Source organism: Caulobacter sp. SSI4214 (assembly GCF_012184455.1).
Taxonomy (GTDB): Bacteria; Pseudomonadota; Alphaproteobacteria; order Caulobacterales; family Caulobacteraceae; genus Caulobacter; species Caulobacter vibrioides_E.
Map to the genome: position 1 here is coordinate 1 of NZ_SZWJ01000004.1, position 12,180 is coordinate 12,180.

The 12,180-nt window shown below is 69.0% G+C and carries 11 protein-coding genes and 1 pseudogene; 6 read left to right on the top strand and 6 right to left on the bottom strand.

Annotation, left to right across the window (positions count from 1 at the left end):
* Positions 1 to 225 (top strand): annotated as a pseudogene (locus FCU40_RS01935) (hypothetical protein); the annotation flags it as partial.
* On the opposite strand, the gene FCU40_RS01940 reads toward FCU40_RS01935, so the two are convergent.
* Positions 222 to 1,202: a phosphotransferase gene (locus tag FCU40_RS01940; RefSeq protein WP_168072528.1), complete on the bottom strand. Its 981-nt coding sequence runs from the start codon at positions 1,200 to 1,202 to the stop codon at positions 222 to 224. The pseudogene FCU40_RS01935 and the gene FCU40_RS01940 sit on opposite strands and share 4 nt — an antisense overlap.
* Positions 1,203 to 1,372: 170 nt before the next feature.
* On the opposite strand from FCU40_RS01940, the gene FCU40_RS01945 reads away from it, so the two are divergent.
* A complete protein-coding gene (locus FCU40_RS01945) occupies positions 1,373 to 2,872 on the top strand; it encodes a Ppx/GppA phosphatase family protein (protein WP_168072530.1) in 1,500 nt (499 codons plus the stop codon).
* Between the two features lie 155 nt (positions 2,873 to 3,027).
* Positions 3,028 to 3,306 carry a hypothetical protein gene (locus FCU40_RS01950; RefSeq protein ID WP_168072532.1) on the top strand — a complete coding sequence of 93 codons (279 nt, stop codon included), beginning with the start codon at positions 3,028 to 3,030 and terminating at the stop codon, positions 3,304 to 3,306.
* A 45-nt stretch (positions 3,307 to 3,351) separates the two neighbouring features.
* On the opposite strand, the gene FCU40_RS01955 is transcribed toward FCU40_RS01950, so the two are convergent.
* Entirely contained in the window at positions 3,352 to 3,882 is a 531-nt protein-coding gene (locus tag FCU40_RS01955) for a chromate transporter (protein ID WP_168072534.1), read from the bottom strand.
* A complete protein-coding gene (locus FCU40_RS01960; RefSeq protein WP_241693529.1) occupies positions 3,879 to 4,448 on the bottom strand; it encodes a chromate transporter in 570 nt (189 codons plus the stop codon). The genes FCU40_RS01955 and FCU40_RS01960 overlap by 4 nt, the downstream gene beginning before the upstream one ends.
* A 5-nt stretch (positions 4,449 to 4,453) precedes the next feature.
* On the opposite strand from FCU40_RS01960, the gene FCU40_RS01965 reads away from it, so the two are divergent.
* Entirely contained in the window at positions 4,454 to 5,458 is a 1,005-nt protein-coding gene (locus tag FCU40_RS01965; RefSeq protein WP_241693530.1) for a LysR family transcriptional regulator, read from the top strand.
* Between the two features lie 12 nt (positions 5,459 to 5,470).
* Here FCU40_RS01965 and FCU40_RS01970 read toward each other — a convergent pair whose 3' ends face one another.
* The 3 genes from FCU40_RS01970 to rnd form a co-directional block, all read right to left on the bottom strand.
* Positions 5,471 to 7,231, bottom strand: a complete 1,761-nt coding sequence (locus tag FCU40_RS01970; protein ID WP_168072538.1) for an aspartyl protease family protein — start codon at positions 7,229 to 7,231, stop codon at positions 5,471 to 5,473.
* A gap of 94 nt (positions 7,232 to 7,325) precedes the next feature.
* Positions 7,326 to 8,993, bottom strand: coding sequence for an ATP-binding protein (locus FCU40_RS01975; RefSeq protein WP_168072540.1), 1,668 nt, complete (start codon positions 8,991 to 8,993; stop codon positions 7,326 to 7,328).
* Positions 8,994 to 9,136: 143 nt separating this feature from the next.
* A complete protein-coding gene (gene rnd / locus FCU40_RS01980) occupies positions 9,137 to 10,306 on the bottom strand; it encodes a ribonuclease D (protein WP_004615126.1) in 1,170 nt (389 codons plus the stop codon).
* Positions 10,307 to 10,430: 124 nt separating this feature from the next.
* Between rnd and purM the strand changes: the two genes are divergently transcribed.
* Together purM and purN are read left to right on the top strand one after the other, a co-directional pair.
* A complete protein-coding gene (gene purM / locus FCU40_RS01985; RefSeq protein ID WP_168072542.1) occupies positions 10,431 to 11,456 on the top strand; it encodes a phosphoribosylformylglycinamidine cyclo-ligase in 1,026 nt (341 codons plus the stop codon).
* A 137-nt stretch (positions 11,457 to 11,593) separates the two neighbouring features.
* Entirely contained in the window at positions 11,594 to 12,175 is a 582-nt protein-coding gene (gene purN / locus FCU40_RS01990) for a phosphoribosylglycinamide formyltransferase (protein WP_168072544.1), read from the top strand.
* The last annotated feature ends 5 nt before the right edge of the window (positions 12,176 to 12,180 follow it).

Sequence of the window (12,180 nt, forward strand, 5' to 3'; positions counted from 1 at the left end):
GGCGAGGTCTACGGCCCCGGCGTGTTCGGCGGCCACAAAATCCGCTGGTGGGGCCTGTGCGGGCGCAAGGCGGACACCACCGACATGCTGCTGATCGGCCCCGCGCCCTGGGCCTTGACCAAGGGCGGCGCGCGGGCGCACGGCCGGCAGGTCAGCTACGGAACCTGCTATCATCGCGACGACGGCGACGGCTGGAAGACCGTCGCGTGCAGGATCAATCCCTAGATCGCGACCGCCGCGGCCCGCGTAAAGGCCGGCGATGCCAGGTTGGCGGTCACGGTTCGCAGCCGCGCCAGTCCGTAGGCCAAACGCCCTTCCGGCGTCTCCAGCAGCGGCTCACCCAGCGCCAGCCCCTGGTGCAGAACGTCGAGGTCCGGTCCGCCCAGGTCCTCCGCCCTCGCCTGCCCGGCGACGCCGGCCACGAACACCGCCGCGTGAAAAACGTGATTGACCTGTCGGAACAGCCACAGCCGCGCCTGCTCGGCTCTTGAAGCCTCGCGGCCGAAATAGGTGCGCAGCAGCGTGGCCTCGTCCTCCGGATCGACGGCATAGGTGTTGGCGATGGCGGCAAGATCGACATAGCGGTCAGCCCGAAACGCCGCCTCCCAGTCGATCAGCCAAATCCGCCGGCCGTCATAGAGGATGTTGCGCGGATTGAGATCGTTGTGACTGGACACCGGCTCGGGCCGCAGTCGCCGGCACGCTTCGTACAGCCGGGCCCAGCCGTCGAAGGCCCCGATCGGAACCACGCCACCGCGCCCTGCCTGATCGACGATCATCGCCAGGCCGTCGAGATAGTCGACCAGTGGCGGAAAGCCCTCGATCCCATGCAGCGCCCGCACCGCCTGGGCCAGCTCGACCACGAGGTGGGCCCGCTTCCCCACATAATCCAAAGTCAGTGATCGGGGCTCGATATAGTCCATGATCGCCACGCCATCGTCCGGATCGGCGTAGAGGACGCGCGGCGCGAGACAGGCGCGCGCAGCGAGACCCATACAGGCATAGCTCCGGCGCGGATCGCGCAGCGCGTCAAAGCGGGCCTCGATCCGCAGAAGATAGGCGACGCCACCCACGCGGACGCGCCAGGTCTCGGCGCCCGACAGCCCGCCGGACAACGCCGCACAGCCATCCAGCGCCTCGGTTCCGAACGCGGCGCGAAGGGCTTTTCGGACGACGGGACGCTGGTCGGGTGGAACGGACATCGACGGAACCTCCTGAGCGGAGCCGCCTTATTTACCCGGATGAAATATAAGTCAATATAACCCGGGTAATATTTTAGCCCCTTTACGAGCAAGCCTTCCTTCGCGGTCGTCCCCATGAAAAAGGGGCCGCCCCCGCTTCCCCTGTTCCTCGAATAGGCTAAACCAGCCCCATGCCCTCCCCGGCGCCGCGCGACGCGGCCGTGATCGATATCGGCTCAAACTCGGTGCGCCTGGTGGTGTACCGGCTGGAAGGCCGCGCCATCTGGACCGTCTTCAACGAGAAGGTGCTGGCCGGCCTTGGCCGCGACCTGGGCGCCAGCGGGCGCCTGTCGTCCGAGGGCGTCGCCCAGACCCTGCAAGCCCTCAAGCGGTTTCGCGCCGTGCTGGAGGCGGTCAATCCGGCCGAGACGTTCGTCGTCGCCACCGCTGCCGCCCGCGAGGCCAAGGACGGCCCCGACTTCGTCCGCCGCGTGCGCGAGGAGGCCGGCTTCACGGTGCGTGTCCTCAGCGGCGAGGAGGAAGCCCACTACGCCGCCGTCGGCGTGCTGGCCGGCGCGCCGGACGCCACCGGCGTGGTCGGCGACCTGGGCGGCGCCAGCCTGGAGCTGATCCGCCTGAACGCCACCGGCGCCGGCCAGGGCGTGACCCTGCCGCTGGGCCCGTTCAGCCTGGCGGGCCCCGCCGGGACGGCGAACGGCTTCGACGCCGAGCGCGTCCGCCGCCTGGCCCGCGAACGCATCGCCCCCGTCGCCGCCGATTACAGCACCGACACCTTCCATGCCGTGGGCGGCGCCTGGCGCAACCTCGCCCTGCTGCACATGCGGCTGTCGGGCTATCCGCTGCACGTCGTCCACCAGTACGAGATCCCCGCCGCCGAGGCCCTGGAGGCCGCGCGTCTGGTGGCCCATCAGTCCAGGAGCTCGCTGGAACGCATCGAGGGCATGAGCAAGAAGCGCTCGGAGACCCTGCCCTACGCCGCCGTGGTTCTGGAAATCCTGATCGAGCAGCTCGGCGTCAAGCGTGTCGAGATCTCGGCCTATGGCGTGCGCGAGGGCCTGCTGTTCGAGGCCATGCCGCCGCGCGTGCGGGGCCTGGACCCGTTGATCGAGGGCTGCGCGGCCCTGGGCGCCCGCCAGGGCGTCGGCGACGAACTGGGCCCGGCGCTGGAGGGCTGGATCGCTCCGGCCTTCCGCGCCCTGCCCGCGCTGTTCGGCGAACGCGATCCGATCCTCGTCGCCGCCGCTTGCCGGCTGGCCGACATGGGCGTGCGCCTGCACCCCGACCACCGCGCCGACCTCGTCTATGAGCAGGTGCTGCGCGCGCCGATCGCCGGCCAGGGCCACGCCGAGCGCTGCTTCCTGGCCGTGGCCGCCCACGCCCGCCACGCCACCACCTTCAATCCGCCCGAGATCGCCACGCTGGAGCGCCTGATGAGCCCCGCCCAGCTGAAGCGGGCCCGCGCCCTGGGCGCCACGATCCGTCTGGCCTGCGACCTCTCCGGCCGCAGCCCCAGCCTCCTGGCCCACTCGCGCCTCACCCTGGACAAGAACCACCTGGTGCTGGCCGCCGAGCCCGGCTTCGCCGACCTGCTGCTCGGCGAACAGACCAGCAAGCGCGCCGGCACGGCCGCCCAACATCTTGGCCTGAAGCCCAAGATCATCACCGCATGATCCAGGCATAGACCCGACGGGGATCTATGCTTAATAGGAAAATAATCCCCCCAATACGGGGTTAAAGCCTCTTCAAACCCGCAAAACGCGGTCTCCGCGAGTATAGTTTGTTATCCTTGCCGGCCTAGCGTGACCTCGAACACATAGGGAGGTCAGTGATGTTACAGCGTAAGGTCGACTATCTGGACGCCATCGCCCCAGCTCCTTCCAAGACCGCCAGCCCGCGGCCCCAACTCCACGTGGCCAACGATCACGACGCGCCGGCCGTCAGCCCCGCGCGCACCCTGCAATCCGAAATCGGCCGGATCTTCGCCCAGGAGAGCAAATGGTCGGTCCGCCGCACCGTGGCGCTGGGCGCGGCCTTCCACCTGGGCGTCTTCTGCGCCCTGGGCCTGGCCGCCGGCGGCGCGCTGGCCCAGTTCCCGCATCACTGAGCTTGGCGTGAGGCGGGGCGGCGGATCAGAGCCTCCGCCCCGCCCTCATACCACTCCCAAGCCGCAGAGCCCCAGCAACGCGCCTCCGACGAGTGCGATCAGGGGATGAAGCTTGGTTCGAGTTGTCACCGCGGCGACGGCCAGCGTGATCGCCGCCAAGCCCCAGGTCGTATCCGAAGCCCGAGCCATGGTGATAGCGCTGGCCGCGATCAACCCGACCGTCACCGGCGCGAGGCCGGCTTGAACGATCCGCCGCCAGGGTCGGTCGCGAAAGCGTTCCCAAGCGCGCAAAGCGAAGGCGGCGAGCAGCGATGACGGTCCAAACGTGGCGATCGATGTGACCGCCACGCCCAGAAATCCGGCGACGCGCCAGCCGACGAGCGGCGCCACCATCATATTTGGTCCCGGCGCGGCCTGCGCCAGCGCGAACAGCGCGCCGAACTGTTCGGCCGTCATCCAGCGCCGCGCATCGACCACCTGCCTCTGCATTTCCGGCAGGATGGCGTTCCCGCCCCCAAACGCCAGCAGCGACAACTCGCCGAAGATCAGGGCCAGGGCAAACAGCGTCGATGTCATGGCCGCGCCGCCTTCCAGGTCATCGCGATGCTGATCGGCGCCAACGCCAACATCGTGGGCGGCAACGGCAGCCGCAACCCGGCGACCGCCAAGACGCACGCGGCCGCGATGATGCAGTTGATCGGACTCACGCGAAGCGGCCAGGCGACCTTGGCGGCCATCGAGAGCAGCAATCCCGCCGCCGCCGCCGCGAGCCCGGCGAAGACGTGGCGGACCTTGGGATCGTCCTGGAAGCGATCGAACAGCGCTCCCAGCGCGATCACGACGACGGTCGGGGCCGCGATCAGGCCAAGGATCGCGGCCAGAGCGCCCGTCGCGCCTCGAAACTTCAGTCCGACGGCGACCGACATGTTGATGATGTTACCGCCGGGCATGAATTGGCAAAGGCCCAGCAGATCGGTGAATTCATCGGCGTCGAGCCAGCGCCGTTTCTCGACCATCATCCGTCGCGCTAGCGGCAGCACGCCCCCGAAGCCGGTCAGCCCCAGAATAAGGAAGCCGTGAAAGAGCTCGACGACGCTGGGCGGGTCGCGCCCGGGACTGGCGGGGAGAGGAGAGATTGGCATGGACATTGAGCGCCTTGGACTTTGAGGCCCAAGAGCTACTCGCCACCCTTACATACTTCAAATATATCTCAGATGCATTTTACATACTTTGGACATATGGAATGATTGAGCTGCGCCATCTTCGATATGCCGTCGCCGTGGCGGACGAAGGCCATATCACCCGCGCCGCTGAACGGCTGGGCCTCCAACAACCCCCGCTCAGTCAGCAGATCCGCGCGCTTGAGGAACGGCTGGGCGTCGCGCTGTTCCGACGCCTGCCGCGCGGCGTCGCGCCAACCGCCGCCGGCGAGGTGTTCATAGAGCGGGCGCGAGCCATCCTGGGCGATGTCGACTTGGCGATCGAGGCCGCGCGGCGGACGGGGCGCGGACAGGCCGGAAGACTGGCGGTAGGCTTTACTGGCTCAGCCGCCTTCCATCCACTGGTCGCGAGCGTTATCCGCGCCATGCGTGACAACTCGCCAGACCTCGGCCTGACCCTACAGGAAGCCAACAGCGACACGCTGATCGCCGCCGTGCGAACCGGTCGGCTCGATGCGGCCTTCGTTCGCGCGCCGCCCGAGGAAGACGCCGGCGTGACCATGCGACAGCTGCTGGACGAGGAAATGGTCGCGATCCTTCCGAATGATCACCCCTTGCTCGCCCAATATGAAGAAGGCCAGGCGATGCCGCTCGAAGCCTTGAGCGCGGCGTGCTTCGTCCTCTATCACCGGCCAGGCGGTCCAGGGCTCTACGACGGCATTATCGCGGCATGTCGCAAGGCGGGCTTCAGCCCGCGCGTCGTCCAGGAGGCGTCGCAGATGACCTCGACACTCAGTCTGGTCGCGGCGGGGCTTGGCGTCTCCCTCGTTCCCGGGTCCATGGGAGGGCTAGGCATGACGGGCTTTTCCCAAAGACGTCTGCGCCCCGGAGACGCGCCGGTCGCGCCGCTCATCCTCACCTGGCGCACCGGAGAGGAAAGCGGTCCGCTCGCTCGTCTCATCGAGGACGTTCGGCGCGCGCTCGCCGTGTAAGGGCAAGCCCCCTCACCCCTCCAGCCCGTATCGCTTGGCCCGCTCCGCCACGCGAGGATTGAGCGACAAAGCCTTGGCCTTGTCGGCGTCGGCCTCGGGGATCTTGCCCAGGCGGCGCTGAACGACGCCGCGGGCGTACAGCGACCAGGCTTCGCGAGGCGAGCTCGCGACGGCGGCGTCGTAGTCGGCCAGGGCCTTGTCCAATTCGCCTCGGCGCAGGCGGACCAGCGCGCGGCTGTCGAGATAGGCCGCGTCGCCCGGACGCAGGCGCAGCGCCGCGTCGCAGTCGCCAAGCGCCTTGTCCAGCTCGCGATTCAGTAGAGCGCGCGCCCAGCAGCGACCGTTGAAGGCCTGGGCGCGGGCGACGTCCTCGGGATGGCTCTTGAGCCAGAGGTCGAAGCTGTTCAGGGCCAGGTCCGGCGCGTCAGCCGACGAATAGAGGCTCCCCAGCCGGATGCGGGCGCCCGAGGACGGCGCCAGGGCCTCGTCGGCGATCTTCAGGTCGGCCAGGGCGCCGGCGGGATCGCGCGCCCCCAGCCGCAGCTGCGCCCGCGTCAGGCGCGCTTCGGCGTTCTTCGGATCCAGGACGATGGATTTGTCGAGATCGGCCACGCCCAGCAGCAGCTGCCGATTGGCCAGGTGCGCCCGGGCGCGCTGCAGCAGGTATTCGGCGTCGTTCGGCGCCATGGCCACGGCCTTGTCGAAGTCGGCGATGGCTTCGTCGTACTTGCCGCGCGAGGCCAGCACCGCGCCGCGCCGGCCATAGCCGGCCGCGTCCGTGGGCTCGGCTGCGGCGTCGGTCAGGTCCAGGGCCTTGCCGGTCTCGTCCACCGCGCCCTTGGGGTTGATGCCAAACAGCGGTCCGCCCTCGTAGGTGAAGAACATCCGGTGGTTCTGGTTGTCGACGAACACCCGATGGGTCTGAAAGAAGTCGATGCCGATCAGCATGTCGGCGTCGTCGAGCGACTGGTCGACGATCGGCAGCATGGGCCCCTTGATCGCCTCGCCGCCGATGTCGATCTTGTCGAAGCGCGCCCGCCAGATGCGCACCCGCTTCTGACCCACGCCGGAGGTGTAGCCCTCGACCGGCGCGCCGGACTTGTCGGGCCGAACGCCCAGCTTGGCGGCCGCCGACAGCGACATCGACGTGAATTGCGCCCCGGTGTCGAACATGGCCTTCAGCTTGACGCCGTTGACCTCGACCGTCGCGATGGTGTGGCGGTCGCCGTTCTCCATCGGCTGGACGCGCAGCAGGACGAAGGGCTTGTCGCCCGCCCAATAGGCCAGGCCCGTATCGCCGCAGTTCTGGGTCTTCATCAGACGCACGGCGCCATGGCCGAGATCGTATTCCGCGCCGGCCAGCCCCAGGAAGTTCTGGCCCAGCAGGCCGGAATAGTGCGTATCGCTGCCGCCGACGGCGAACTGGATGCGCGACAGTTTCTGCCCCGCGATCACGAACTCCTGGGCGGTGGCCACGCCCAGGGACGTCTCGCCGCCCACGCCCTTCAGACGCACGTTGGGACCAAGGTCGCTGACCGGCAGGCCGAACTCCTTGGCGTCGCCCTCCGAGATCGTGCTGTAGAACGCGCCGCTGTCGAGGATGAAGCGCGCCTGGCGTCCGTTGATCTGGGCGGTCACGATCGGCGATCGGCCCTCCATGGTCACGGGCAGCTCGGCGAGCTTGAAGACCTGACACTTCGACGCCGCCAGGGCCGGCGTGGCCAATAAGGCGGCCCCCAGGGCGACACACGACACCCGCGATACGGACAACATCCCCAACGCCTCACCTCTAGGCGGCGCCAATGCCGCCCTACGCGCATGGCGATCCTCCTACGCGGCCTTGCGGGGAGCAAGGCCTCGCCGGCGTTCAGCTGAACAAAGCGGCGTAGAGGTCGCGGGCCTTCACCGGCTTTTCGACCCAGCCGGTCATGCCGGCCTCGCGGCAGGCGGCGATCTCCTCCGGAGAGACGGCTCCGGTGACGGCGATGACCGGCGTGGCGCGGTTGGCGGGGGTGGCGCGCAGACGGCGAGTGGCCTCCAGCCCGTCCAAGCCCGGCATCCGCACGTCCATCAGGATGGCGTCGAACACGTGACGCTCGGCCAGGGCCAGGGCCGACAGCGCGTCCTCGGCCGTCTCGACCCGCGCGCCAAAGGCTTCCAGCAGCTGCCGCAGGGCGCGGCGATTGATGTCGTGGTCGTCGACCACCAGCACCAGCGGCGCGTCGTCGCGCACCGCCAGGGCCTCGTCGCGCGCCTCGGGCGCCGGCGCCCTTCCCTCTGGCGCGGGCAGGCGGAGGGTAAAGCGCGCGCCGCCGCCCTCGGCGTTGGCGGCGCACAAGTCCCCGCCCATCAACCGGGCCAGGTCGCGGCTGATCGCCAGGCCAAGGCCCGTGCCGCCGAACGCCCGCGCCGTCTCGACGCCGGCCTGCTCGTAGGGACTGAACAGCCGCTCGATCTGGTCGTCGGCCAGACCCGGTCCGGTATCGCGCACCTCGATCGACACCACGCGAGGATCGCGCGACTCCACTTGAACCCCGACCGCCACCTCGCCCTCGGCGGTGAACTTGATGGCGTTGGAGAGCAGGTTGTTCAGCACCTGCCGCACTCGCATCGGATCGCCCTTCACCCACTGGGGCATGACCTCGTCGCCCTTCAGCACCAGGCGAACGCCCTTGGCCTCGGCGGCCTTTCGCCAGAAGTCGACCGCGTCGGCGACCACGGCCCGCAAGTCGTGATCGACGACCTCGACGCTCATGCGGCCCGCCTCGATCTTGGAAAGGTCCAGGAGATCGTTCAGCAGGCCGCGCATCATCAGGCCGGCGTCGGCGATCAGGGCCGCGTCTGGGCGATCGCGCTCAAGGGACTCCGCCCCGGTCAGGATGGCGTTGATCGGCGTGCGCAGCTCGTGGCTGACCATGGCGATGAAGGCGGACTTGGCGGCCGTCTGGGCCTCTGCCGCCCGCCGGGCGGCGCGTTCGGCCGCCAGGGTTCTGCGCGACCACAGGAAGACCAGGCCCAGCGTCAGGGAGAGCAGGCCCGCGCCGACCAGGAAGAACGGCATGACCGGGTCTTGGCGATCGCCCGCCGCGAAGGGCGCGATAACCAGATAGGCCACATAGGCGCCGCCCGAAGCAATGAAGGCGGCCACGCAGCCCTCCGCTCCCATCAGCACCGTGATAATGGCCCCCGAGAGCAGCAGCACCGCGGAGGCCGCGCCGAGAGGCGTCCCCGCCGCCCACACCGGCACCGACAGCCAGCCGAACACCGCCGCCAGCGCGCAGTCGGCGACCAGGCTCAAGGAGACATCGAGTCCGGACGGCTCGGCCTTGCGCAGGAAGCGGTTCAGCGCCGCCCACTCGGCGATCTGGACCACCAGATAGACGGCCGCCCAGGGAAAGATGAAGCCCGCCCCGGGCCGGATCATGGCCATCGCGGCCAGCACAAGCACGACGAACAGCCGCAGGGCGATCTGCTTGCGCCGCGAAACCGCGGCCGGCCTGTAGGCGATAGCCAGATCCTGCCAGAACGAACTCAAGACGACCCCCTACGCGACTCCGCCCTCCATAGAGGACAAAAGTGACGGCGAGGTACGCGAGCAAACCTTTGCATGACGTTTACCAAAACGCAGGCAAAGGTAAAAAATTGCGCGGATAGCTTGTCCGTCGTCCGCGCTTTGGATCAATCGGCCTTGGGCCCGCGACGCACCTCGACGACGCGGACCTTGGCGCCGTCCAGCACCAGGGCCAGCTCGCCGCGCTTGATCTTCAGGGCGTCGGTCCCAAAGGCGTCGCGACGCCAGCCGACCAGGGCCGGGGTGGCGGCGTTGTCGTCGGCGGCGATCTTCTCGAGATCCGACACCGTGGCGATCAGCTTGGAGGCGACGCCCGCCTCCTCGGCGCGCGCCTTCAGCAGGACCTTCAGCAGCTCGACGACCGCGCCGGCGTTGGCGGGCGGCGGCGGGCCGGGCTTGTCCATCACCGGAGCATAGCCTTCCGGATCGGCCAGGGCCGCCTTGATCGCGGCCAGCAGGTCGGGACCGAACTTGCTGCCGCCAAAGCCTTTGGGCACGCCGCGCAGGTTGTTCAGGGCGTCCAGGCTGGTCGGGGCCTGGGTGGCCAGCTCGTCGATGGCCTCGTCCTTCAGGATCCGGCCGCGCGGCTGGTCGCGGTTCTGGGCGGTGCGCTCGCGCCAGGCGGCGACGGCCTTGAAGACGGCCAGGTATTTCGGCGCGGTCTTGCGCGGGCGCAGGCGCCGCCAGGCCTTCTCCGGATCGACATCATAGGCGGCCGGGTCGGAGATGGCCTTCATCTCCTCCTCGACCCAGGCCAGGCGCCCCGAGGTCTCCAGGCGCTCGCGCAGGATCGGGAACAGCTTGGCCAGGTGGGTGACATCGGCCAGCGCGTAGCTCAGCTGGGCCTCGGTCAGCGGCCGTCGCGCCCAGTCGGTGAAGCGGCTGGACTTGTCGATCTCGATCCGCAGCATCTGACGAACCAGGGCGTCATAGGCGATCTGCTCGCCGAAGCCCGCCGCCATGCCCGCCACCTGAGTGTCGAAAAGCGGCCTCGGCATGGCCTTCAAGTTGTTGAAGATCTCGACGTCCTGACGGGCGGCGTGGAACACCTTCAAGATGCGTTCGTCGCGCATCACGGCCAGCAGGGGCTCGAGGTCGATGTCGTCGGCCAATGGGTCGATCACCGCCTCGTGCGTCGGCGACGCGACCTGGATCAGGCACAGCTTGGGCCAGTAGGTCGTCTCGCGCATGAACTCGGTGTCCACGGCGACGAAAGGCTCGCCCGTAAGCGCATTACAAAACGCCGCCAGCTCGGCGGTGGTGGTGATCGGCTTCATCCGCTGCTAATAGCCTCGCGCACCCCCGAGTCTGCAAGCGTCAAGACGCGCTCAGCGTACCGGGAAAGCGAATTTTCCGCGTGTTCGGAGGTCGTTGCGGCCTTCGGTAGACGAGAGCGAGCTCATGAGCGACCAGCCCAACGGCCTTACCTACGCCCAGGCGGGCGTCGATATCGACGCGGGCAACGCGCTCGTCGACGCGATCAAGCCGCTGGCCAAGGCCACCCGCCGCCCCGGCGCGGAAGCCAGCCTGGGCGGCTTCGGCGCCCTCTTCGACCTGAAGGCGGCCGGTTATGACGACCCGCTGCTGGTCACGACCACCGACGGCGTCGGCACCAAGCTTCGCATCGCCATCGACACCGGAATGCACGCCACGGTCGGGATCGACCTTGTGGCCATGTGCGTCAACGACCTGCTGGCCCAGGGCGCCGAGCCGCTGATGTTCCTCGACTATTTCGCCACCGGCAAGCTGGACGTCGAGACCGCCAAGAGCGTCGTCGCCGGCATCGCCGACGGCTGCAAGCTGGCCGGCGCGGCCCTGGTCGGCGGCGAGACCGCCGAGATGCCGGGCATGTATGGCGACGGCGAGTACGATCTGGCCGGCTTCTCGGTCGGCGCCGTCGACCGCGACGACGTCCTGCCCAAGCTGGACAAGCAGCGCGCCGGCGACATCATCATCGGCCTGGGTTCGTCGGGGCCGCACTCCAACGGCTATTCGCTGGTGCGCCGCGTGGTCGAGCGCTCGGGCCTGGCCTGGGACGCCCCCTGCCCCTTTGAGGACCGCAAGACCCTGGCCGAGGCCCTGATGGCCCCGACCCGCATCTATGTGAAGTCGCTGCTGCCCCTGCTGCAGTCGGGTCGCGTCAAGGGCGGCGCGCACATCACCGGCGGCGGCCTGATCGAAAACCCGCCCCGCGCCATCGCCGAGGGTCTGGCGGCCGAGTTCGACTGGAACGCCTGGCCCCTGCCGCCGGTGTTCGACTGGCTGGCCAAGACCGGCGGCGTCTCCGAGCACGAGATGCGCCGGACGTTCAACTGCGGCGTCGGCTTCATCATCATCGTCGCCCAGGCCGACGCCGAACCGGTGCTGGCCGCCCTGCTGAACGCTGGCGAGGACGCCTTCATCTGCGGGCAGCTGGTCAAGGCCTAGCGCCCCCTCCGTCACGGCGCTTCGCGCCGCGCCACCTCCCCCGTTTCACGGGTGAGGAGGAAAATCACAATCCAGCTCCCCCGCTTGTGGGGGAGCTGTCGACGGGCGAGACGCCCGTCGACCGAGGGCGCAAATTGATGACCCAACGCACCAAGGTCGCCGTCCTGATCTCCGGCCGAGGCTCCAACATGGAAGCCCTTGTCCGCGCCGCCGAAGCCGCCGACTGCCCGTTCGAGATCGCCCTCGTGCTGGCCAACAAGCCGGACGCCAAGGGCCTGGAGATCGCCGCCCAGGCGGGCGTCGAGGCGCTCTGCATCGACCAGAAGCCCTTCGGCAAGGACCGCGAGGCCCACGAACGGGCCATCGACGCGGCCCTGCGCGAACGCGGGATCGAGGTGATCGCGCTTGCGGGCTACATGCGGATCCTCACCCCCTTCCTGGTCGACGCCTGGGAAGGCCGGATGCTGAACATCCACCCGTCCCTGCTGCCCAAGTACCCGGGCCTGGACACCCACGCCCGCGCGATCGCCGCCGGCGAGGCCGAGGCCGGCTGCACGGTCCACCTGGTCACCGCCGGCGTCGACGAAGGCCCGATCCTCGGCCAGGCCCGCGTGCCGATCCTGCCCGGCGACGACGACCACGCGCTGGCGGTCCGCGTGCTGGAACAGGAACATAAGCTCTACGCGGCGACGCTGGCGACGTTCGTGCGGGGACTTTAGGCGGG